This window comes from Leucobacter tenebrionis (genome assembly GCF_019884725.1).
GTDB classification, from domain to species: domain Bacteria; phylum Actinomycetota; class Actinomycetes; order Actinomycetales; family Microbacteriaceae; genus Leucobacter; species Leucobacter tenebrionis.
On sequence record NZ_CP082322.1, the window covers coordinates 2,360,698 to 2,383,918 of the forward strand.

Here is a 23,221-nt window from a genome sequence, read left to right on the forward strand (position 1 = left end):
GCACCCACACCGAACACCAACGACCGAGGAGTCATCACGTCCACCGTCACAGAATCCCGCTCCGACACCGGGTCGATCCGCGTGCCGCACGGCGCATCGCAGGCGAGCACCGCCCGCGCCGCAGCCGAGCCGCCCCGCAAGGCTTCGATCCTGCGTCAGCCCACCGCCGTGTGGGCGATCGCATTCGCCTGCGCCATCTCGTTCATGGGGATCGGCCTCGTCGATCCGATCCTGCCGGCCATCAGCCATGAGCTCGGCGCGACCGCCAGCCAGACCATGCTGCTCTTCACGAGCTACCTCTTCATCACGGGCATCGCGATGTTCTTCACGAGCTGGGTCTCCGGGCTCATCGGCGTCCGCTGGACGCTCGTGGCGGGCCTCGTGCTGATCGTGCTCTTCGCCGCCCTCGCCGGTGCATCCGGCACCGTCGGCGAGATCATCGGCTTCCGCGCCGGCTGGGGGCTCGGCAACGCGCTCTTCATCTCGACCGCGCTGGCCGCGATCGTGGGCGCAGCCTCAGGAGGCTCGCGCCAGGCGATCGTGCTCTACGAGGCCGCGCTCGGCGTGGGCATGGCGATCGGACCGCTCGTCGGCGGCGCGCTCGGTTCCATCTCGTGGCGCGGCCCGTTCTTCGGCACCGCGGTGCTCATGGCCGTCGCGCTGCTCGCGATCCTCGTCCTGCTGCGCGCCCCCAAGCAGACCGCTGAGGAGCGCAAGGCCGCCCGCGCTCAGCGCCCCTCGCTCGTGGCGGGATTCAAGGCGCTCGGCAACCCCGCGCTGCTCGCGCTCAGCGCCGTCGCGTTCTTCTACAACTTCGGCTTCTTCGTGCTGCTCGCCTACAGCCCGTACCCCATGGAGGCCGCGGCGAAGGCCGCAGGTATGCATGAGTTCGGCGCCCACGAACTCGGCCTCGTATTCTTCGGCTGGGGCCTCGCGCTCGCGATCACCTCGGTGCTCGTGGCGCCCGTGCTGACCCGTCGCTTCGGATTGCGGCCCGTGCTCTTCACCATGCTCGGCGGGCTCACGATCTGCCTGGTGCTGCTCGGCGTCTTCGTGAACTCCCTGCCCGGCCTCATCGCGGTCGTCGTCGTGAGCGGTCTGCTGCTCGGTGTGATGAACACCGCCCTCACCGAGGCCGTCATGGAGGCGACCGACCTGCCGCGCAACGTGGCATCGTCGACCTACTCGGCGGTGCGGTTCATCGGCGGAGCGATCGCCCCCGCCATCGCCGGCCCCATCGCCGCGGCGCTCGGCGCCCCGGCCCCGTACTGGGTGGGAGCCGCCTCGCTCGTCGTCTCGATCATCGTGCTCGCGAGCGTCGGCCACCTGCTGCACCGCGTCGGCGCGACGCCGCACGAGACCGCGGTGGGCGAGGCCGAGGCGATCGCCACGGGCGACGCCGCATAGGTCCGGCGCCCAGTGAGGAGATCCTGCTTCAGGCGGGTGTTCCGCCGCGGAACACCCGCCTGAAGCAGGATCTCCTCACTGAGTCCGGGTCGGTCCAAGATCGGCCCGCTACGCCGGGGCTGTGCGCTGCTAGCGTTGGCGCATGGAGCAGTCCGACTACAACACTCAGAACATCGAGGGCCCTCTGACTCCCCACGCCGTGTTCCTGGTGGTGAGGATCGTGGACGACCACGGGGACGGCGAGCAGAGCTTCGCGACGGTGCGGGAGACGCTCGGAGGTCTCGAGGATCTGGTCAAGACCGTGGGATTCCGAGGGCCGCGCATGCGACTCTCCTGCACGGTGGGCATCGGCGATCGGGTGTGGGATCGCCTGCTCGGGCCGCAGAAGCCCGCCGAACTGCACCCGTTCCGCGCGGTGCAGGGGGCGAAGCACACGGCGGTGTCGACGCCGGGCGATCTGCTCTTCCATATCCGGGCCGAGCGCGAGGACCTGGTCTACGAGCTCGAAAGGCTGCTGCTGCAGGGGCTCGGATCAGCCGTCGAGACGGTTGATGAGGTCTCGGGGTTCCGATACTTCGACGCGCGCGACCTGCTCGGCTTCGTCGACGGCACGGCGAATCCGATCGGCCCCGACCTCCCCGAGTCGGCGCTCGTGGGAGACGAGGATCCCGGCTTCGCCGGTGGCAGCTACGTCGTCGTGCAGAAGTATCTGCATGACCTCGAGGCGTGGCAGGGGCTGACGACGGAGCAACAGGAGGCCGTCATGGGGCGCACGAAGGCCGACAACCTCGAGCTCGACGACGCTCCGGCGGACGCGCAGAAGGCGCACAAGACGCTCGCGACGATCGAGGATGCTCAGGGCGAGCACGACATCGTGCGCGACAACATGCCCTTCGCGCGGCCGGGCAGCGGCGAGCACGGCACCTACTTCATCGGCTACTCGCGCCACCTCTGGGTGATCGAGCGGATGCTCGAGCGCATGTTCATCGGGGATCCGCCGGGGATGCACGACCGCCTGCTCGACTTCTCCACGCCCGTCACCGGCAGCGCATACTTCGTGCCGACCCCCGAGATGCTCGCGAGTCTCGCCGACTGAGCGCACGCGGTTCACGCTCGGCCTCCGGTGCCCGGCCTCGTGAGAGGTCGAAAAGGGCGCGGGAATCCGGAGGCGAGAGCCTTTATCGACCTCTCGCGCTACTCGGAGCGCATCCCCGGCTCAGCGCCCGCCGGTCGCCAGCCGCATGAGGTCGCTCTCGAGGTCGATGCCGACCTCGGTGCCGCCGGCGCTGCCGAAGGAGTGCTGGTATCCGGCCCAGGCCTCGCCGCGCACCGCATCGCGGAAACCGCCCGAGATCAGCGCAAGCAGCTCGGTCGCAGCGCGCTCGACCCGCTTGCCGAGATCGCCGCTGTTCCAGTCCTCGGGTGCGGCGAACAGGGAGGTGGGCACCGTCACGGTGCGCAGGTACGCGAACAGGCCGCGCAGCTGGTCGTCGATCACGAGCGCGTGCCGCGAGCTGCCCGCGGTCGCGGCGAGCACGACGGGGGTGCCGATGAGCAGGTCGTTGTCGAGCACCTGGAAGAACGAGGTGAACAGGCCGCTCGGCCCGGCCTTGTAGACCGGCGTCGAGACGACGAGCGCGTCGGCGTCGCGCAGGGTGTCGCTCGCCTCCTGCAGCGCCGCGGATACGTGCTGGGAGACCAGCGCGGTGGTGATGTCCTGCGCGAGCGACCGCAGGTCGATGAATCGGATCTGCAGGGAGACCTCGTTCTGCTTCGCCAGCGCGGCCGCCTTGTCGGCGATCCTGCTTGCGAGCATCGAGGTGGTGGAAGGGTCGCTCGTGCCGGCGCTCACGACCGCGAGGGTGCGGGTGCGCGGTTGTGCGGTGTTGGGGGTCTGGAGCATGGGTTCCTCCGGTGAGGGTGGCTGGATGTGAGTAGTAGCAGTGGGGCTAGGAGACGAGCTTGCGGCAGAGCGCTCGCAGATCCCGCATCTCCTCCGGGGTGAGGGCGGCGCCGAGCTCGCGGCCGACGCTCTTCGCGTGCGCGCGCCCGGTCTCCCGCTGCACGCGCGAGCCCTCCTCGGTGAGCGAGATGCGCACGGCGCGCCTGTCGTCGGGGTCGCTCTCGCGGTGCAGCAGGCCGCGCTCGACGAGCCGGTCGATCATGCGCGAGAGCGCCGGCTGGCTGAGCAGCACGCCGTCCTGGATCTGGCAGAGCCGCATGGGCCCGTCGCCCTTCGCGAGTGTGTAGAGCACGTCGTACTCGCGCATGGAGGCCTCGCTCCACATGCCCTCGCCCGCGAAGATCGCGGTGAGCCTCGCGTGCGCTGTCATGAGTGACTCCCAGGCCTCGTTGGCGAGCCTGAGGTCGACGCGGTCGGTGCTCATGGGGTCCTCCAGATGGTGAGCGGGGTGGGGCGCGGGGGCTGGGCGGATCAGCGCAGCCCGAAGCTCGCGCCGGCGCTGTCGAGGTACGGCGATCCGCCCGTCACGTTATCACCGCGGTTGGCGCGCGGGCGCGGCTGCCGCGGGGCCTCGTCGCCGTACTTGGCGCGCACGAGGCTCGCGTGGGTGGGGGCGGTCTCGGGGACCTCGGGATCGCGGAGCGCTGCGAGCTCTCGGCGCAGCACCGGCACGACCTCCTCGCCCAGCAGATCGAGCTGTTCGAGCACGGTCTTGAGCGGCAGGCCCGCGTGGTCGACGAGGAACATCTGGCGCTGGTAGTCGCCGAAGGTCTCGCGGAAGGTGAGGGTCTTGTCGATGATCTCCTGCGGGCTGCCGACGCTCAGCGGGGTCTGGCTCATGAAGTCCTCCATGCGGGGACCGTGACCGTAGACGGGGGCCTCATTGAAGTAGGGGCGGAAGCCGTCGATCGCGTCCTGCGAGTTCTTCGCGATGAACGTCTGCCCGCCGAGGCCGACGATCGCCTGCTTCGCGGTGCCATGGCCGTAGTGCTCGTAGCGTTCGCGGTAGAAGTTGATGAGGCGCAGCGAGTGCTCCGAGGGCCAGAAGATGTGGTTCGCGAAGAAGCCGTCGCCGTAGTAGGCGGCCTGCTCGGCGATCTCGGGGGTGCGGATCGAGCCGTGCCACACGAACGGGGGCACGTCGTCGAGCGGGCGCGGGGTGCTCGTGAAGCCCTGCAGTGAGGTGCGGAAGTTGCCCTCGTAATCGACCACGTCCTCGCGCCACAGCCGGTGCAGCAGGTTGTAGTTCTCGAGCGCGAGGGGGAGCGAGCTGCGGATGTCCTTGCCGAACCAGGGGTAGACGGGGGCGGTGTTGCCGCGGCCGAGCATGAGGTCCATGCGGCCCTGGGAGAGGTGCTGCAGCATCGCGTACTCCTCGGCGATGCGCACCGGGTCGTTCGTCGTGATGAGCGTGGTGCTCGTGCTGAGCTTCAGCCGCTCGGTCTGCCCGGCGAGGTAGGCGAGGAAGGTGGTGGGGCTCGACGAGAAGAACGGCGGGTTGTGGTGCTCGCCGATCGCGAAGACGTCGAGGCCCACCTCCTCGGCGTGCTTCGCGATGGTGGCGAGGCCCTGAATGCGCTCGGCCTCGCTGGGGGTCTCGCCGCTGACCGGGTCGCGGGTCACGTCGCTGACCGAGAAGATCCCGAACTCCATGGGGTGCTCCGTTCTGTTGTTGCGTCAATTATATGCGCTTGCATGTAAATCTAACGCGGTGGGGCGCGGGTTATTCCCGCCCTGTGCTGCTCCGGGGTGCGGGCGGCGCGGGATCGGGGTGGGCGAGGTCCGCGGGGTCGGCGCAGGCGAGGTTCGCGGGATGGGCGCGGGCGGGTTGACGTAGCCCTCATGCGGATTTAGACTGACTAGTCAGTACAAGGAATTAGAGGAGGATCCGTGAGCACCATCGAAGCCGCTGAGGAGCTCGGGAACGTGGAGCTCGATATCGCGGAGGTCGGGATCGCCGAGACCGGCGGCGAGGCCTCCGTCGAGGCGGGCGCGGTCTCGCCGAGGCGCGGCTCACCCGTTCCCGCGGTCGAGCTGCGGGCCGCCCACGTGAGTGCTGCGCGGGGTGCGGTCTTCGGCCCGCTGACGGCCACGAGCACGAGCCCCGTCACGGTGGTGCTCGGGGCGCGGGGCAGCGGCCGCACCTCGCTGCTGCTCTCGATCGCGGGGCGCATGAAGCTGAGCGGAGGATCCCTCGAGACGCTCGGCGAGACGAAACTCTCGGAGATCCGGCGCATCACCGGCCTCGTCGGCTTCGACGGCATCGACGCGCTCGAGCCGTCGGTGACGCTCGGCGCCACGCTGCGGGAGCGCCTGGGTTGGGCGCTGCCCTGGTACCGGCGCACGCCGCGCATCACCCCCGAGCTCTCGGGCGAGCTGCTCGCAGAGGCGTTCGGCGAGTTCGAGCAGCCGGACCCCGCGATCCTCGTGCGCGAACTGGGCCCGGCCGAGGAGATGCTCGTGCGCGTCGCCCTCGCCCTCATCGAGGGGCCCGAGCTGCTTGTGGTCGACGACTTCGACGCCCTGCGCGATCCCGCCGAGCGCGCACTCGTCGCCGAGCGGCTGAGCAGCCTCGCACGGCGAGGGATCCGCATCGTCGTCGCGACCACCGACCCCGGCGACGCGGCGCTGTTCACCTCGGCTGCCCCGGCGGCGGCCCGCGGCAGCGCCTCGGACGCCGCCCCCACCGTCATCGAACTCTAACGACGCGGCCGCAGCCCGTTCCGCGCATCGGCCATCACCGCAGAAAGAAACGCCATGTCACTGTTCACCCGCAGCACCGAGCTGAAGCGCTTCCGCGAGGGCACCCTGCCCAAGGTCGCGCTCGTGGTGCTCCTCGTCATCCCGCTCATCTACGGAGCGCTCTACCTGTGGGCGTTCTGGGCGCCCACCGACAACCTGAACAAACTGCCCGTGGCGATCGTCAACCTCGACGAGCCGGCCGAGAAGCCGGACGGCGGCACGCTCGCCGCGGGCGACGACGTGATCGAGCAGCTCGAGGAGGGCAAGGATCTCGACTGGCAGCCCCTCGGCGCCGATGAAGCGGCGAAGGCCGTGGGCGACGGCGACGTCTACTTCTCGGTGACGATCCCGAGCGACTTCTCGAGCACGCTCGCCGGTCTGCAGGACGACCCCAAGGCCGGCGAGATCGAGGTCGTCTACAACGACAACAACTCGTTCCTGGCCTCGACGCTCGGCAAGCAGGCCATGGTGCAGCTGCGCGACGCGGTCGCGCAGACGGCCACGCAGACCGCTGCCGAGCAGGTCATGGTGGGCGTCGAGAAGCTGAGCGACGGCACCCGCAAGGCGGCCGAGGCGGCGGAGACCCTCGACGGAGGCGCCTCGAAGGTCGCCGACGGCAGCACGAAGCTCAGCGCCGGCCTCGGCGAGCTCGCCGACGGGACCGCGCAGATGGTCGCGCAGGCTCCCGCGCTCATCGACGGCACGCAGCAGCTCGCGGCGGGTGCCGGCGCGGCGCACGACGGCAGCGGGCGCCTGGCCGCGGGGCTCGACGAGGCGCGCGGAAAGAGCGCCCAGCTCGCGGCCGGCGCTGACCAGGTGAGCGGCGGCGCGAGCGAGCTCGCCGGCAAGTCGGGCGAGCTCCGCGACGGACTCGGAGCGCTGAAGGACGGCACCGAGCAGGTCGCCGGCGGTGCCGCCTCCGTCGCGCAGGGCAGCAAGAAGCTGGCGGGCGGCGTCGACGAGCTCGTCGAGCGGGCGAGCGCACTGCCCGCGGGCACGTCCGCCGCATCCCAGGGCGCCTCGCAGCTCGCGGCGGGCCTCGCCCAGCTGCAGGCCGAGGGCAGCGCTCCGCTCAGCTCCGGCGCGTCGACGCTCGCCGCCGGGGCGACGAGCCTGAACGACGGCGTGGCCCAGCTCGCCGACGGTTCTGCCGCGCTGAGCCCGGCGCTCGCGCAGGTCGCGCAGCTCGCGGCGGCGAACCCCGAAATGACCCTCGCCCAGCTCGACGCGGCACTGCAGCAGCAGGGCTCCTCGCTGCAGGCGCTCGCGGGCGGTGCGGCGGCGCTGCAGGACGGCGCTGCGGCCGCTCGAGACGGCGCCTCGCAGGTATCGCAGGGTGCGAACGACCTCTCCGCGGGCGCGGCGTCGCTCGACTCGCAACTGCAGAACGTCGCCGCGAAGAGCGGTGAGCTCTCGGTCGGAGTCGCCGAGCTCGATCAGGGCGCGGGCGCGCTCGTCGACGGTCTCGGCAAGCTGCAGGGCGCAGCGGGTGAGCTGAGCGCGGGTGCGACGCAGGTCGCCTCCGGATCCGGCACCCTCGCCGCCAAGAGCGGTGAGGCGCAGGCCGGCAGCGCCCAGCTGGCGGACGGCGCGTCGAAGCTCGCGGCCGGCACGGGCACGGTCGCCGAAGGGACGAACGCGCTCGCCTCCGGCGTCGGTACGGCCGCGGACGGCGCCGCGGTGCTCACCCAGGGCACCGGGGCGCTCGCCTCCGGGGCGGACCAGCTCGCGTCGGGCGCGGGGAAGCTCGCCGACGGCGCATCGAAGCTCGACGCCGGCGCCCAGCAGGCGAGCGAGAAATCGGGCGAGCTCGCGAAGGGCGCCGAGCAGGTGAGCGAGGGATCCGGAACCTTCGCCCAGCAGCTCGCCGAGGGCGCCGATGAGGCACCCGAATTCTCCGAGGGGCAGGGGGATCGCATCGCCGAGACCATGGCGGCCCCCGTGCAGCTCGCCGAGCACACCGAGAACGAGGTGCAGGGCTTCGGCGAGGGCTTCGCCCCGTTCTTCATCGCACTGGCCTCGTTCGTGGGGGCGCTCATCACCTGGCTGATCCTGCGCCCGCTGCCGCGTCGCCCCCTCGCCTCGAACGTCTCGGGGCTGCGATCGGTGCTCACCGGCTTCTGGCCCGCCGCGCTGATCGGCGTCGGGCAGGTGGCGATCATGATGGCCGTGCTGGTGTTCGGGATCGGCATGCGGCCCGCGCACTGGATGGGCATGACGGCGTTCATGCTGCTCGTCACCCTCGCGTTCCTGGCGCTGCAGCAGATGTTCATCGCGCTGCTCGGTACGGCGACGGGGCGCGTGGTGAGCCTCGTGCTGCTCATGCTGATGCTGTCGTCGTCGGGCGGCACCTACCCGGTCGAGACGACGCCCGCCTTCTTCCAGGCGCTGCACCCCTTCATGCCGGCCTCGTACGTGGTCGAGGGGCTGCGTCAGCTGATCGGCGGCGGGATCGACGCCCGGTTCTGGGGGTCGCTGCTCGTGATGGCGGGCGTGCTCGTCGGGTCGCTCGCGATCAGCGCGATCGCCGCGCGCCGCCAGAAGGTGTGGACGATCAAGCGGCTGCACCCCGAGCTGGCGATCTAGGCGGCCGGCTGGCCGGGTCGGCCGGCCCGACCGGCTGGGTCGGCCGGCAATCCGCCCGATCCAGCCCGCCGCGCCATCCCAACCAGCCGCACCGGCCTCCGCACCCCGTGCAGCACCGATCTGCCCAGGAACACCTCGAAACCGCCGAATCGGTGTGCTTTTGGGCAGATCGGTGCAGTTAGGGCGGCGGGTTCACCTGAGGCGGCTGCGCGCACGAGTTGAGCCGGGAACAGCGCGAACGCGAGAGGATAGACCCATGGCACGGGTGAACACGAAGCAGCTCATCACCGAGGCGGCGGTGCGCATCGCGGCGCAGCACGGGATCAGCGGCGCCTCGATGGACCAGATCGCCGAGGCGGCCGGGGTCGCCAAGGGCAGTCTCTACTACAACTTCCCGTCCAAGGACGCGATCTTCGAGCAGGTGATGCGCGACGGCTTCGAGCGTCTCGCCGCCGCCATCGACGAGGCGCGCGCCCGAGCCGAAGGCGATCCCGAGCTGCTGCCCCGCGCGGTCGCGGCCGCGACCCTCGAGACCCTGCGCGGCAACCTCGATCTCGCCAAGCTCATGGCGTCCGAGGTGTTCCGCACCGACCGGGCGTGGGCAGGGGCCATGGAGCTCGCCCGCTCCTCGGTGGTGGTGCGCTTCCGCGACGTGCTGCGCGAGGCGGAGGCCGCGAGGGGAGGATCGCGCTTGCCCGACGACATCACCGAGATCGCGGGGGCGGCCTTCTTCGGGGCGCTCGCGGGGGCGTGCCTCGACTGGCTGCTCTTCCGCCGGGATCAGAGCGTGGACCAGGTGCTCGATCAGGTGCTGCGCGCGTACTGACTTCGGTGCTCGGGATCGGGCCGCGCTGATCGTGCTCGCCTACGAGACGGGCCTCGTGCGCCCCGGACGCGCCGAGGGGTGAGCGCGGGCTGAGCGCCAGCCTCATCCCGACGGATTCCCCCGCGCGGCGGAGCGGCGATCCCGATCTCATTCCCGCGGCGGATCCGCCCCGCTGCCCGTCTCAATAGCCTGGAACGACGGGCGGAAGCCATGCCCGGCCCGCACGCACGACACCGGAACCAGGGAGCACGAGATGATCGAACAACTGCAGGAATTCGCGGCCGGCTTCCCGGAGTGGGCTCAGTGGTTGGCGGTCGCGCTCGTCTCCATGATCCCGTTCGTGGAGTCGTACTTCGGATCGGTCATCGGCGTCGCGATCGGCCTCCACCCGGTCGTCGCCGTCGTGGCCGCCGTCGCAGGCAACGCCGTCTCCATGCTCATCTTCGTGCTGAGCGTGCACGCGACCCGACGGAAGGTGCGGGAGACGCGGGGCACCGCCGACCTCGAGGCGAGCCCGAAGCGCCAGCGGCTGAAGCGCATGTTCGACCGCTTCGGGGTGCCCGGAGTCTCGCTGCTCGGGCAGACGCTGCTGCCGAGCCAGATCACCTCGGCGGCGATGGTCGGCTTCGGGGCGTCGAAGAACGCCGTGATCGGGTGGCAGATCGTGTCGATCGTTCTCTGGGGAGCCCTCTTCGGGTGCCTCTCCTACTTCGGGATCGAGCTGCTGCTGCGCTGAGGCGCGCAAGACGAGGAGGCGGGCAGGATCGCGCGATCCTGCCCGCCTCCTCGCGTTCGCGCCGCCGCGCTCGGCCCCGGTCCTCCTGCGGCTCGCAAACTCGCGCAGGGGGACCGGGGCCGGAGGGGGCCCGCTACTCGCTCAGCAGCGCCTGGATGCGACGCACGCCCTCGACGAGCGCTTCATCGCCGAGCGCGTAGCTGAAGCGCAGGTAGCCGCTCGGGCCGAAGGCCTCGCCGGGCACCGCGGCGACCTCGGCCTCGGAGAGGATCAGGTCGGCGAGCTCGAGCGACGTGGTCGGCGTGACTCCGCGGATCTCGCGCCCAAGCGCACCGGTCACGTCGACGTAGGCGTAGAACGCGCCCTCGGGGGTGGGGCAGTTGAAGCCGGGAACGCGGTTCAGCTCCTCGACGATGAGCTTGCGGCGGCGGTCGAACGCGAGACGCATCTGCTCGATCGGCTCCTGGGGGCCGTTCAGGGCGGCGATGGCCGCGCGCTGCGCGATGTTGTTTACGTTCGAGCAGAGGTGCGACTGCAGGTTCGCTGCGCCCTTCATGATGTCGGCGGGGCCGACCATCCAGCCGAGGCGCCAGCCGGTCATCGCGTAGGTCTTGGCGACGCCGTTCACGAGGATCGCGCGATCCCGCAGAGCGGGCACGGCCTCGACGATCGAGACGGCGCGCACCCCGTCGTAGACGAGGTTCTGGTAGATCTCGTCGGCGACGACCCAGAGGCCGTTCGCCTCGGCCCACTCGCCGATCGCCCGCGTCTCCTCGGGGGAGTAGACGGCGCCCGTCGGGTTGGAGGGCGACACGAACAGCAGCACCTTGGTGCGCTCGGTGCGGGCGGCCTCGAGCTGCTCGACGGTCACCTTGTAGCCCTGATCGGCGCCGGCGAACACCTCGACGGGCACACCGTCGGCGAGCTGGATCGCCTCGGGGTAGGTGGTCCAGTACGGCGCGGGCACGAGTACCTCGTCGCCCGGATCGAGCAGCACCTGGAACGATTGGTAGACCGCCTGCTTGCCGCCGTTCGTGACGATGACCTGGCCGGCGGGCACGTCCCAGCCCGAGTCGCGCGCGGTCTTCGCGGCGATCGCCTCGCGCAGCTCGGGCAGGCCCGTAGCAGCCGTGTAGCGGAAGTTCTTCGGGTCGTCGAGGGCGGCGCGCGCGGCGTCGACGATGTGCGACGGCGTGGCGAAATCAGGCTCGCCTGCGGCGTAGCTGATCACGGGCCGACCCTCGGCCTGCAGGGCCTTGGCCTTCGCGTCGACCTTGAGGGTCGCGGACTCGGCGATGGCGGCGATCTTCTTCGAGAGACGGGAGATGTTGGTCACCCGTCCAGACTACCGGCTGCGGCACCCCACCGGTGTGTTTCTGGGGGTGATCCCAGGGGCGTTTCGGAGGGTGATCCCAGGGGCGGGGCGCGGGATCGCGGAGCCGGTGCGCGGGGAGCCGGTTCGACAAGCCGGGTCGGATCGCGTAGAGTGATCCACGGTGATTGACTTTCGCCATAATTTTTCATGCCCTCAGGGCGGAAGGTGAAGGTCGTGATCTCCATAGGGCGGTGGCGCAATTGGTAGCGCAGCGGTCTCCAAAACCGCAGGTTGCAGGTTCGAGTCCTGTCCGCCCTGCCAGATCCCGATCGGTGCTCGCGCACCGGCCGGGAGAGTTGAAAGGACATGCGAGTGAGCAGTGAAGTCGAGGAGAGCGGCGGCGGTCTGGTCGAGCGCGCCAAGGCCGACCGCGCTGCGAAGCGCAACTGGTTCAGTCGGATCTTCCTGTTCATCCAGCAGGTGATCGGCGAGCTGAAGAAGGTCGTCACGCCGACCCGCAAGGAGCTCGTCAACTTCACCCTCGTGGTGATCGCGTTCGTGCTGATCATGATGGCCCTCGTGTGGGTGCTCGACCAGGCGTTCGGCTGGGTGACCGTCTTCATCTTCGGCACGCCGCTCGCCTGACGGGCGAGCGTCCGATCCCGAATCCCGAGCAAGGAAAGCAAGAACAGATGACGAGCGAGAACAACAACCCCGAGGCCGAGCTCGACGCGGCGCTCGATGCGCTGGTGCAGTCGACCGACCCGGTCGCCGACGCCGCGGTGGAGGATGCGCTCGACATCGACAGCGCCGAGGAGGCGGCCGCGGCCGCCAGCGCGATCGTCGACGAGGAGGTCGAGGAGGAGACCGAGGCCGCCGAGGATCCCTACAAGGCCTTCAAGAAGGATCTGCGCCGTCGCCCGGGCAAGTGGTTCGTGATCCACACCTACGCCGGATACGAGCGCAAGGTGAAGTCGAACCTCTGGAACCGCCGCGAGACCATGGGCGCCGTGGATGACATCTACGAGATCCAGGTCCCCATGGAAGAAGTCATGGAGGTCAAGAACGGCCAGCGCAAGATGGTGACGCGCGTGCGCATCCCCGGCTACGTGCTCGTTCGTATGAACCTCAACGAGACCACCTGGTCCGTCGTGCGCCACACCCCCGGTGTGACAGGCTTCGTGGGCAACGCCCACAACCCGGTGCCGCTGCGTCTCAACGAGGCGTTCGAGATGCTCAAGAGCACCGTCGAGTTCGAGCCGGCCGCCGCTGCCAAGGGCAAGGCCGCCGCCAACGCCGCCGCTCAGGGCAACGTCGAGATCGACTTCGAGATCGGCGAGACCATCACCATCAAGTCGGGCTCCTTCGAGGGCCTGCCGGGCACGATCAGCGAGATCAACCCCGCCGCGGGCAAGCTCACGGTGCTCGTCTCGCTCTTCGAGCGCGAGACCCCGGTCGAGCTCAGCTTCGACCAGGTCACCAAGATGGTCTGATCCTCTCTCTTCGAACGCCCCGCCTTCTCTCCCGAAGCGCGGGGCGTTCGCGCGTTCGGGTGCCGTCTTGCTTTACGCCTGCTTGTTCGCCCTCCGGCCTTTCTCCTTTCCGCTCACGCACCGATCGATGTTCGAACACCTCATTTCGCTGTGGTTGAGGTGTTCGAGCGTTGATCGGTGTATCTAGACGAAGGCGGCTATCGCGCCAGGTGTAGGCCGCGCGCGATGGCTTCGAGGATCATCGTTTCGACCTCGTGCCAGCGGTATACGATCTGCTCGTAACCGACGCGAATCACGTGGTACCCGCGCAGTCTCAACTCTGCATCGTGCTCGTTGTCACTCGTTCGCTGTCGGCCCACGTGATCCCGGCCGTCGATCTGAATCACGAGGCGGTCACCGATGAGGAAGTCGACGCGGTGCCCGTGCAGCCAGGACTGCGCGCGCACCGGGACTCGCAACCACCTCAGACGGCTGCGAAAAAGCGACTCCAGGCCGGAGTCGGCGAACGGCGTGCACTCGAGCAGGATCTTGCGGGCTCGGGGGCTCAGCGGAAGCGTGGCCAGCTTCGGGTAGTCGGTCAACTGCCGCTGCAGTGCGGAGTCCCATACTGCGAGCGATTCGTCGTGCGGCCGGCATCGAGCCACGCAGTCCAGGACGTTCTCGAGGTGGTCGGTCAATAACTCGGGGCTCCGCGGGACCAGAGGGGTGTGCCAATGTACTCGGGATCTTCCCGGCAGATCGACATGGCGGCCGCGTGGTGCGGCCACGTGCCATTCCTCGCGTTTCAGCACCCAGAGCCCCAGCCGGGCCGCCTGGGTGATGCAACTGAGCACGACCCCGTGTCGGGCGGCGAGAACGAGTTCGGGATCCGCCGACGCGAGCGCGAGCCATCCCCTGCGCGGCCGGGATGCCGTTCCGTTTGCGATGCTTCTCCTGATCTGGTGCTGCGAGTGGCCGAGGCGCAGAAGGCGGGAGGTGCGCGCAATCCCGCCTTCGGTCTGCAGAGACTGTTCGATGGACATGCATTGAGTGTGCAGCGGTCCCTTGCGCGGCTGCGCCCGAAAAGCCTGAATGTGGATAACTTGCCGCGATATGGCACTTTCTACGAGCTGTGGGCGAAGTGTTCTGCGGGGGCTCGACACCCTTCCAGCGGCACCGATCGACCTCTGGGCACCCCCTCTTCGGAGTTCTAGGTGGTTGAACGTCGATCGGTGCTGCTGGGATGGGGCGGGGGCGGCGGGACTGGGCGGTGGCGGCGGTGGCGCGGTGTGGCGGCGAGGCGGCGGCAGGGCGGGGCGACACAGGGACGGGTGCGGAATGGGCGCGGATCGGGTAGACTTGCCTGGTTTGCGTCTTCGCGCGCCCTGTGCGCGATCCTCGCAGACACGCACCGCATCCCGGACCGGCCGGGACGGCGGGAGAGCGCGCGCAACCGCGCGGGCTCGAAGAAAGGAAACAATCATGGCAAAGGCCAAGAAGGTTACCGGTCTGATCAAGCTTCAGATCGCAGCCGGCGCAGCCAACCCGGCGCCCCCCGTGGGCCCCGCGCTGGGTCAGCACGGCGTCAACATCATGGAGTTCTGCAAGGCCTACAACGCGGCCACGGAATCCCAGCGCGGCAACATCGTGCCCGTCGAGATCACGGTCTACGAGGATCGCTCGTTCACCTTCGTGCTCAAGACCCCTCCGGCGGCTGAGCTGCTGAAGAAGGCCGCAGGCGTGCAGAAGGGCTCCGGCACTCCGCACACCGTCAAGGTCGCGAAGGTCACCGCCGAGCAGGTTCGCCAGATCGCCGAGCAGAAGCAGGCCGATCTCAACGCGAACGACCTCGACGCAGCATCGAAGATCATCGCCGGCACCGCCCGTTCCATGGGCATCACGGTCGAAGGCTAAGGGGTAGGACACATGGCACAGAAGTCGAAGGCGTACCGCGCCGCTGCCGAGAAGATCCAGGCAGGCAAGTTCTACACTCCCGCTGAGGCCGTCGCCCTGGCGAAGGAGACCGGTTCCACCAAGACCGACTCGACCGTCGAGGTCGCCGTCAAGCTCGGTGTGGATCCCCGCAAGGCCGACCAGATGGTGCGCGGCACCGTCAACCTCCCCCACGGCACCGGTAAGACCGCGCGCGTCATCGTGTTCGCGGTCGGCGCTGCCGCCGAGGCCGCCATCGCCGCAGGTGCCGACGAGGTCGGCGGCGACGAGCTGATCGAGAAGGTGGCCGCAGGCTACACCGACTTCGATTCGGCTGTCGCGACCCCCGAGCTCATGGGCAAGGTCGGCCGTCTGGGTAAGGTGCTCGGCCCCCGCGGCCTCATGCCGAACCCCAAGACCGGCACCGTCACCCCCAACACGGCGAAGGCCGTCGAGGACATCAAGGGCGGCAAGATCGAGTTCCGCGTCGACAAGCACGCCAACGTGCACTTCATCGTCGGCAAGGCCTCGTTCTCGGCCGAGCAGCTCACCGACAACATCAACTCGGTGCTCGACGAGATCTCGCGTCTCAAGCCGTCGTCGGCCAAGGGCAAGTACGTGCAGAAGGGCGCCGTTTCGACGACCTTCGGCCCGGGCATCCCGCTCGACGTCTCCGGCCTGTAAGCGATCCGGCCGAGGCCGGTAGAACAGCACGAACGGCCCTCCCCCGACACCTGTCGGCGGGAGGGCCGTTCGTGCTTTAGCATTGGGGATATGTTCCCGCGGGCCGCCTCCTCCGTCGCGATCGGCGATGCCTGAGGCGGCAGCGGCGAAACCCCCGCTCATCTCGGGTTTCAACTATGTTCGCCCGCTGGGATCCGGCGGGTTCGCCCAGGTCTACCAGTACGAGCAGGACATGCCGCGGCGCGTGGTCGCGGTGAAGGTGCTGACGGGGAGCGCGGCGCTTGCGGCATCCGTCGAGGACCGGCTGGCGTTCGACGCGGAAGCCGACGCGATGGCGCGTCTGTCGAGCCACCCGTCGATCGTCTCGATCTTCGCGGCGAGCATCTCCAGCGACGGGCGGCCCTACATCGCCATGGAGTTCTGCCCCGAATCGTTCCGCCACCGCGACGGCGGTCGCCCGATCCCGCTCGACCAGGTCATCGACGCCGGGGTGCGCCTGGCCGGTGCGCTCGAGACCGCGCACCGGGCCGGCATTCTGCACCGTGACATCAAGCCGTCGAACGTGCTGCTGGCCACGACCGGGCGACCGGTGCTCGCGGATTTCGGGATCGTGTCCCTGCGCGGGCAGATGCGTGGCGCGGGCACGAGCGAGGCGATGTCGATCCCGTGGGCCGCCCCCGAGGTGATCGATCGGTCGACCGCCGGCACGGTGGCGAGCGAGGTGTGGTCGCTCGCGGCGACGCTCTACACGTTCGCGGCGGGCCGCTCGCCGTTCGCGCGGGATGACGGCGTGAAGGACTCGCGCAAGTCGATGAGCGATCGGATCATGCGGGCGAGATACCGGCCCGTGCCCGGTGCGCAGGGCTACGAGGCGTTCGACGGCGTGATGGCGGCCGCGCTCTCGAAGCGCCCGGAGCAGCGGTTCGCGACGATGCAGCAGTTCGGCGAGGCGCTGCAGCAGTTGCAGCGCCTGTACGGCTACGACGTGACGCCGCTCGATGTGGTGCGCTCGGAGTGGGTGCCGCCGGTCGCCTCGTCTCCGGCGGAGCACAGCCCGCTTGAGCATGGCTCGGTGGCGCCTGGCTCGGCGCCGCACAGCCCGACAGCGCATGGAGTAGCCCAGAGCCCCACAGCCCACAGCCCGGCAGCCCATGCGCCGGTGGTGCGCGGCCCCGTGGTGTCGCGCGTGCAGGCCGACGGCCGGGCGAGCAGGCGCGCCGAGATGGAGCGCGAGCGCGCGGTCTCCGACGGGCGCGGCTCGGGCGGGGGAGGAGTGCTGCGGCCGGCGCTCATCGGGGCGGCGTCGGCCGCGGGTGTGCTGCTGCTGGCGGCCGCGCTGTTCAGTGTGCTTGGCGGTAGGTGATGGCTCGGAGGGAACGTGCGCAGCGGAGGCCGCCGGGGGCGCAGAGCCGCCGCTCGCGCCTGCTGACCTGGGTCTCGGGTGCCGCCGCGCTGGCGGTGCTGGCGACGATCGCCGTGGTCGCCGCGGGGTACGACGCGCGCGAGACGCCGCGGGAGGAGCCCTCGGTGTGGGCGATGCGGAGTTCGGGCCAGTACGCCCGGGTGAATACGCTGACCGCCGAGATCGACACGGTGCGGCGCGTCGATGAGCCGAGCGGCGTGATCCAGGCGGGGGCGCGGGGCGCGGTGCTGAGCCACGGCGACGGCAGGGTCTGGCCGATCGATCCCGCGATGCCGCGCGATCTCGTCGAGGATGCCGGAGCCGACGGCGGTCATGAGAGCGCCGAGACCGTCCTCTCCGGGTCGGAGGGCGCGGGATCGGACGCGGATCCGGGATCGGACGCGGGTTCAGGGCCCGCATCCGGCGAGGCGCCGTCCGCGATGCGCGCTCCTGACGGCACCCGCGACACTGTCGTCGCCGGCGACGCGGTGCTCTTCAGAACCGACGGCGGGGAGGTCTTCCTCTCGCGCTTCGCGGGTGAGGGCGGGGAGGTGATCGCGGATCCGATGCTGCTCGATCCTTCAGCCGATCCGGCCGCGGACGACGCAGGCGACGCGGGCGACGGGCGGGACGGTCAGACCGATGCCGCGTCTGACGACGCCGCGGGAGCGCGGTTCGCGGCCGACGCGGCCGCGCTCGACGCGGACGGGCGTCTCGTGATGTTCTCGGCCGAGGCGGGCGAACTGCGCTGGTACGACGTGAACCTCGGCCGCTTCACGGAGACGGAGGAGGCGCCGCCCGACGCGGGGGAGGGCGCTCAGCTCGCGATCGTGGCGGGTGAATGGGTGCTGCTCGACGCCGAGTCGGGCCGCCTGTGGCGCGAGGGATCGGGCCGACCGGTCGAGTTCGGGGTCGGCGGCGACGCCCTACTGCAGGCATCGAGCACGGCGGGCGCGAGCACGGCGGGCGCGAGCCCCGGGCGCGCCGAGGGTGCGGGCCTCGGGGACTCGGAAGCGCTCGTGGCCGACGGCTCGGGCCTGTGGAGCGTGTCGGCGCAGGGCGCCGAGCGCATCGCGGAGGCGGCCGGGGTGCCGACGCAGCCGACGCAGGTGGGAGCGGGTCGCTATGCCGCCTGGCTCGGCCCGAGCGGCGCGAGCCTGTGGTCGGCGGCCGAGGGGTTGAAGCCTCTCGAGCTCGACGGCGCGGTCGAGCTGCCGGGTCAGCCCGATCCGGTGTTCCGCTCGAACGGCACGAGCGGGCTGCTCTCGGAGCAGAGCACGGGCATGATGTGGACGCTGCCGGAGGGGCGCCTCATCCCGGTCGAGCAGTGGTCGCTCGTCGAACCGCCCAAGGAGCGCAGCGGCACCGTCGTGGTCGCCGACGCGACCGAGCAGGAGCCGCCCGTCGCGGTCGCCGACTCGTTCGGCGTGCGCGCGGGCGAGCCGGCGCAGCTGCCCGTGCTGCTCAACGACTACGACCCGAATCGCAAGGACGTGCTGACGATCGTGCCCGACGGTCTCGGCGACGATCTGACACCCGGGTTCGGCGCGGTGTCTCTGCTGCCCGACGCCCAGTCGATCGTGATCCATCCCGCTGCGGATGCGGGAGGATCGGCGACGTTCTCGTACCGAATCACGGACGGCGTGCACGTCTCCGAACCGGCGACCGTCGCGCTGACGGTCGCCGAGCCCGGCACGAACTCCGCCCCGCAGTGGTGCCCGGTCGAGGGCTGTCAGCGGGAGTGGCCGAGCCCGGAGCTCGCGCCGGGCGGCACGCTCGTGCTGCCGGGGCTCGAGGGCTGGGTCGATCCCGAGGGCGATCCGATGATGCTCGAGAGCGCCCGCGCCGTGAACGCTGAGGACCCGGTGCGCGTGCTCGTCTCGGGCGACGGCCGCCTCGCGCTGCGCCACTCGGATCCGAATGCCGCCGACGGCGATGTCGCGGTGCGGGTGCGAGTGGCGGATGCCCGCGGCGACGCGACGGAGCGGGACCTGGTCGTGCAGATCCGCTCGGGCGCCAGTGCCGAGATGAGCCCGATCGCGAGCACGGCCGTGGTGGGCGAGTCCGCCGTGGTGCGCCCGCTGAGCCGCATCACGGGCGGTTCGGGATCCTTCGCGCTCACGGACGCGCGGGTGCAGAGCGGCAGCGCGGATGTCGGCGTGAACGTCGCCGCGGGAACGATCGAGGTGAGCGCGAGGCAGCCGGGTGCGATCCTCGTGGCGATCACGGCGCGGGACACGGGCACGGACGCCGAGATCACGGGGACGCTGCGGGTCACCGCACTCGAATCGCGCCCCGAACTCGGGTTGCCGCCGCTCAGAGCGTTCGTGCGACCGCTCGCGGATACGACGATCGACGTGCTCGATGCGGTGCCCGGGGCGAACGCCCGGGCGCTGGTCGTGAACGCGGCGACGGTGGTCGACGGCGAGCTGAGCGCGGATGTGCTGGATCACGCGCAGGTGCGGGTCTCGGGCAGCACACTCGACGGTGCCGCAGGCAGGATCGGCTCCGCCGATATCACGGTCGAGGAGGGCGACCGGGTGTCGACGGCGCGGCTGACCGTCTTCCAGGTGCCCGAGACGAGCGAGGGCGGCGCGATCGCGGTCGCCGACAGCATCACGGTGCGGGCGGGTGCGGTCGCAGACATCCCCGTGCTCGACAACGATGTCGCGCCGCCCGGGCAGCGGCTCGTGCTGCACCCGCAGATCGGCGGTTCGGGGGCGAAGGGAGAACTCGCCTTCGCCTCGGGCAATGTGCTGCGGTATCTGGCGCCGAGTGACCCGGGTACCTACACGCTCACCTACACGGGCTACGGTGCGAGCACGCCCGAGGCGAGCGACGTCGGCGAGGTGCGCGTGACGGTGCTGCCGCGCGAGGGCAATCGGGATCCGCAGCCCGCGCCGCTCACGGTACGTCTCGCGCCCGGGGAGCGCAGTACGGTGCGGGTGCCGCTCTCGGGCGTCGATCCCGACGGGGATCGCGTGCGGCTCGTGGGAGTCGAGGCGACGGAGGGGGCGCAGGTGACGGCCTCGGTGGTGTCGAGGTCGGCGGCCGTGCAGGTCGAGGCGTCGGCGGGTGCGCAGCCGGGCGTCGAGATGCTCGGTTACACGGTGCGCGACGAGTTCGGCGGCGAGGCCGAGGGCCGGCTGCGCGTGATCCTGGTGGAGGAGACCGGCGGATCCCGAGCCCCCGTCGCCTTCAGCGACTACGTGCGCATGACGAAGGGGGCGGCGAGCCCCGCGGTGGTGCGGCCGCTCGACAACGATGCCGACCCGGCCGGCGGCAGGCTCGAGCTCGTCGAGGTGGTGCCGAACGTGCCCGGCGGCGAGGGCTCAGCGCAGTATCGCGACCTGCAGCAGCGGCTCGACCTGTCGCAGCTGGAGGAGGGCCGGGTGACGGTGCGGGCCGCCGACGAGATCGGCACGGTCTCGTACCGGTACACGGCCCGCTCGACCGAGTCGTCGAGCACGGCGGACGGGCTGATCGTGGTGCAGGTCTCGTCGAGGGTCGGCCAGCAGGCGCCGGTCGTGCAGGACACGGTCCTGTCGGCGCGCGACCGCACCGAGCTGGAGCGCGGCGGCGTCGATGTCGTGACCGACCGCGTGCGGTGGGCCGCGGGCGATCCGAGCACGCTGCGGCTCTCGGTCTGGGGGAGTGCAGCGGATCGCTTCTCGGTGGACGGCTCGCGCATCTCGGGCGAGTACCGGGCCGAGGGCGATCTCGTACCGTTCGAGCTCGCCGGCGAGGACGCGAGCGGCGCGGAGGTGCGGAGCTTCGGCTTCCTGGTGATCCCGCCGCTCGACGAACTGCGGCTCACCCTCAAACCGGGCGTCGGTCCGCTGAGCGTCGACGAGGGCGAGTCGATCGAGGCGCAGCTCGCCGACCTGGTGGATCTCGCGAGCGGCGACCGCGCGGAGTTCCGCGTCGGCGCGTTCCCCGTGCGGAGGGATCAGGCATCCTGCGAGGCGACGAGTGCATCGAGCCTGCGCTACACGGCGGGCGAAGACGGCCCCTGGGGCGATAGCTGCCTGATCTCGGTGAAGCTGGTCGAGCAGCGCGCGTGGACGCAGTTGGCGGTGCCGGTGCAGATCGTGCCGGATGAGCCGGTCGCCGAGCTCGAGCCCCTCACGAGAACCGTCGCGCCCGGAGCGTCGCAGACGATCGACCTCACCGACATGGTGCGCTGGCAGGGAGGCCGCGAGGGCGACCTCGGGAGCCTGCGGTTCTCGGTGAGCGGGGGCGGAGACCGCTTCGAGGTGCAGCAGAGAGGCTCGAAGCTCGAAGTGGAGGCCCGCGCCGACGCCGTGCCCGGCCGCGAGGATGCGCTCGTCGTGAGCGTGGCGAGCGGCGAGGGGAGCAGCGCCCCTCTCGCGCTGCGCGTGGGCACTGCCGCGAAGGATTCGCCGCGCGGGGCCTCGGTGGCGCTGAACTGCACCGTCGGATCGGCCTGCGGTGCGCAGCTGATCGGCGCACCCGGCGAGCACGACCCCTTCGCGGGCAAGAAGGGCGGCGGTCTGAAGCTCGAATCGATCGATGGGAGCGGCTGCGCGGTAGCCTCGCTGCGGATCTCCGGCGACGGTGTGAGCGCGAGCTGGCCGCGAGGCGACGGCGGCCCCGGCGGCGAGTGCACCGCTGTGTACACCGTGAGCGATGCGCAGGGGCGCACCGGTCAGGGACGCATCGAACTCGACGCGCGGGGCGTTCCGCGCGCGCCGGTCGGAGTCGCGCCCCTGAGCGCCGACGGCAGCAGCGTCGCGCTCTCCGTGCGGCTGAGCGGCGAGGCATCGCATCCCGCCGTGACCGGCGTGGAACTGCTGACCGGCGGGGGCGAGCCGGTCGGCAGCTGCTCGCTCGCGGGCAGCCAGGCCACCTGCACGGTCTCGGGTCTCGAGCCCGGGGAGCGGCGCACCTACTTCGCGCGGGCCGTGAACGAGGTGGGCGCGTCGGAGCGGAGCGCGGGCGGGGCGCAGACCTGGGCGTACGTGCCCCCGGCTCCGCCCTCCATCACCGCCGAGGCCGTGAAGTGGCCCGAGAACACCCGCTCGGACCGCGGCCGCGTGCGAGCGACGATCGGCGAGAGCCGCGCCGCGGTGCGTGTGCTCACGATCGACGGCGTCGAGACGCCGATCGCCGGCGACGGCGTCTACGAGCTCTCCGCGGGGCAGCCGCACATCCTCAGGGTCGTCGCCGCCGACCGGCCGGGGATGATCCCGCCCGGCTACACGGGGCAGGACGGCGGGCGCGGCGCCGCGAACTCCGCGAAGGTCACGCCAATCGGCGCGCCGGCGGCGCCCCGGAGCGCGCTGCTGACCGCGACGGGGGCGAACGAGACGGGGTGGCTGTTCGATACCGCGGGGTTCGAGCGGGGCGGCGGAGACGAACTCGAGTTCGACTTCGGTCTGCAGGAGGGGCGCACCGCCCCCGACTGCACCGGATCGACGAAGAGCGGCGACCGGCTGCCCCCGTTCAAGTACTTCACGGGCGCGGTCTGCGCGAGCAACAGCTTCGGTCGCACCGCCGCTATCGGCACGAACTCCATCTTCACCGGTGGTGCGGTACCCGCCCCGAACGAAGCCCGGTACACCATCAGCTCCGTGCCGAGCCCGGCGAGCTCCGAGACCTCGGTGACGTACGCGGCCGTCGCCCCGGACGAATCCGCCATGGTCACGGTCGAGGGCGGCACCATCGTCTGGGACGTGCCCGTCTCGGAGGTCACGCCGAACCGTCCCGATGCGCGGGCGAGGCAGTGCGTCGACGGCGGAAACCGCTGCTCCGTCGACGCGGCGACCGTCGGCCCGCCGCGGGGCAAGACCCCCTTCACAGTCTCCTGGAAGGGCGGCGGATGCATCGATCCGGCATCCGACCCGAGCCGGTGGGGTTCGCGCTTCTCGATCGACGGCAAGCCCGGGGCGACACCCTCCTACTCGCTGTCGGGCACGAACGACGTGCTGGTGAGCTGGTCGACCGACTACGAGCCGGCGATCTTCACCGGCAAGGTCTGCGATCCGCCACCGGACCCGGGCGGGTCCGACGCCGGATCCGACTCCGGGTCCGACGCCGGAGCCGAGGGCGGTGGGGCCGACACCGGCGGCGAACCGCCGGGCGATCCCGATCCCCCTACCCTGTACCAGCCAACGCCGTGACCAGAAGGAACCG

The 23,221-nt window shown here is 70.8% G+C and carries 17 protein-coding genes and 1 tRNA gene; 13 read left to right on the forward strand and 5 right to left on the reverse strand.

Annotation, left to right across the window (positions count from 1 at the left end):
• Positions 1–81: 81 nt before the first annotated feature.
• The gene (locus tag KVY00_RS10880) at positions 82–1,407 is read left to right on the forward strand and encodes an MFS transporter (protein ID WP_394358244.1); all 1,326 of its coding nucleotides are present in this window, start codon (positions 82–84) and stop codon (positions 1,405–1,407) included.
• A gap of 142 nt (positions 1,408–1,549) precedes the next feature.
• Positions 1,550–2,503: a Dyp-type peroxidase gene (locus KVY00_RS10885; protein WP_223042976.1), complete on the forward strand. Its 954-nt coding sequence runs from the start codon at positions 1,550–1,552 to the stop codon at positions 2,501–2,503.
• A 120-nt stretch (positions 2,504–2,623) separates the two neighbouring features.
• On the opposite strand, the gene KVY00_RS10890 is transcribed toward KVY00_RS10885, so the two are convergent.
• From KVY00_RS10890 to KVY00_RS10900, 3 genes are read right to left on the reverse strand one after another with little or no spacing between them, the layout of a single operon-like run.
• A complete protein-coding gene (locus KVY00_RS10890) occupies positions 2,624–3,310 on the reverse strand; it encodes a CE1759 family FMN reductase (RefSeq protein ID WP_223042977.1) in 687 nt (228 codons plus the stop codon).
• Positions 3,311–3,356: 46 nt separating this feature from the next.
• Positions 3,357–3,794 carry a MarR family winged helix-turn-helix transcriptional regulator gene (locus KVY00_RS10895; protein WP_223042978.1) on the reverse strand — a complete coding sequence of 146 codons (438 nt, stop codon included), beginning with the start codon at positions 3,792–3,794 and terminating at the stop codon, positions 3,357–3,359.
• Between the two features lie 47 nt (positions 3,795–3,841).
• Positions 3,842–5,023: an LLM class flavin-dependent oxidoreductase gene (locus KVY00_RS10900; RefSeq protein ID WP_223042979.1), complete on the reverse strand. Its 1,182-nt coding sequence runs from the start codon at positions 5,021–5,023 to the stop codon at positions 3,842–3,844.
• Between the two features lie 237 nt (positions 5,024–5,260).
• Here KVY00_RS10900 and KVY00_RS10905 point away from each other — a divergent pair, with 237 nt between their 5' ends.
• The 4 genes from KVY00_RS10905 to KVY00_RS10920 all read left to right on the forward strand — a co-directional run bounded on the left by KVY00_RS10905 (position 5,261) and on the right by KVY00_RS10920 (position 10,260).
• Complete coding sequence (locus KVY00_RS10905; RefSeq protein WP_223042980.1) at positions 5,261–6,073, forward strand: ATP-binding cassette domain-containing protein; 813 nt, start codon at positions 5,261–5,263, stop codon at positions 6,071–6,073.
• 54 nt (positions 6,074–6,127) lie between these two features.
• The gene (locus KVY00_RS10910) at positions 6,128–8,698 is read left to right on the forward strand and encodes a YhgE/Pip family protein (RefSeq protein ID WP_223042981.1); all 2,571 of its coding nucleotides are present in this window, start codon (positions 6,128–6,130) and stop codon (positions 8,696–8,698) included.
• 256 nt (positions 8,699–8,954) lie between these two features.
• The gene (locus tag KVY00_RS10915) at positions 8,955–9,524 is read left to right on the forward strand and encodes a TetR/AcrR family transcriptional regulator (RefSeq protein ID WP_223042982.1); all 570 of its coding nucleotides are present in this window, start codon (positions 8,955–8,957) and stop codon (positions 9,522–9,524) included.
• Positions 9,525–9,777: 253 nt separating this feature from the next.
• On the forward strand, positions 9,778–10,260 hold the full coding sequence (locus tag KVY00_RS10920; protein ID WP_223042983.1) for a hypothetical protein: 483 nt from the start codon (positions 9,778–9,780) through the stop codon (positions 10,258–10,260).
• A 133-nt stretch (positions 10,261–10,393) separates the two neighbouring features.
• On the opposite strand, the gene KVY00_RS10925 is transcribed toward KVY00_RS10920, so the two are convergent.
• On the reverse strand, positions 10,394–11,596 hold the full coding sequence (locus KVY00_RS10925; RefSeq protein ID WP_223042984.1) for a pyridoxal phosphate-dependent aminotransferase: 1,203 nt from the start codon (positions 11,594–11,596) through the stop codon (positions 10,394–10,396).
• 224 nt (positions 11,597–11,820) lie between these two features.
• Between KVY00_RS10925 and KVY00_RS10930 the strand changes: the two genes are divergently transcribed.
• From KVY00_RS10930 to nusG, 3 genes are all read left to right on the forward strand, one after another.
• Positions 11,821–11,896 (forward strand) — tRNA-Trp (locus tag KVY00_RS10930).
• Positions 11,897–11,947: 51 nt separating this feature from the next.
• Positions 11,948–12,220 carry a preprotein translocase subunit SecE gene (gene secE, locus KVY00_RS10935; RefSeq protein ID WP_255572606.1) on the forward strand — a complete coding sequence of 91 codons (273 nt, stop codon included), beginning with the start codon at positions 11,948–11,950 and terminating at the stop codon, positions 12,218–12,220.
• Between the two features lie 47 nt (positions 12,221–12,267).
• Complete coding sequence (nusG, locus tag KVY00_RS10940; RefSeq protein ID WP_223042986.1) at positions 12,268–13,068, forward strand: transcription termination/antitermination protein NusG; 801 nt, start codon at positions 12,268–12,270, stop codon at positions 13,066–13,068.
• 197 nt (positions 13,069–13,265) lie between these two features.
• Here nusG and KVY00_RS10945 read toward each other — a convergent pair whose 3' ends face one another.
• Positions 13,266–14,090, reverse strand: coding sequence for an endonuclease domain-containing protein (locus tag KVY00_RS10945; protein WP_255572607.1), 825 nt, complete (start codon positions 14,088–14,090; stop codon positions 13,266–13,268).
• A gap of 439 nt (positions 14,091–14,529) precedes the next feature.
• Here KVY00_RS10945 and rplK point away from each other — a divergent pair, with 439 nt between their 5' ends.
• The 4 genes from rplK to KVY00_RS10965 all read left to right on the forward strand — a co-directional run bounded on the left by rplK (position 14,530) and on the right by KVY00_RS10965 (position 23,208).
• Positions 14,530–14,961 (forward strand): 50S ribosomal protein L11, encoded by a 432-nt coding sequence (gene rplK, locus KVY00_RS10950; protein ID WP_223042987.1) that lies wholly within the window; start codon positions 14,530–14,532, stop codon positions 14,959–14,961.
• A 12-nt stretch (positions 14,962–14,973) separates the two neighbouring features.
• Entirely contained in the window at positions 14,974–15,663 is a 690-nt protein-coding gene (gene rplA / locus KVY00_RS10955; protein WP_223042988.1) for a 50S ribosomal protein L1, read from the forward strand.
• Between the two features lie 127 nt (positions 15,664–15,790).
• Complete coding sequence (locus tag KVY00_RS10960; RefSeq protein ID WP_223042989.1) at positions 15,791–17,026, forward strand: serine/threonine-protein kinase; 1,236 nt, start codon at positions 15,791–15,793, stop codon at positions 17,024–17,026.
• Positions 17,026–23,208, forward strand: a complete 6,183-nt coding sequence (locus KVY00_RS10965; RefSeq protein WP_255572608.1) for an Ig-like domain-containing protein — start codon at positions 17,026–17,028, stop codon at positions 23,206–23,208. The genes KVY00_RS10960 and KVY00_RS10965 overlap by 1 nt, the downstream gene beginning before the upstream one ends.
• Positions 23,209–23,221 lie beyond the last annotated feature (13 nt).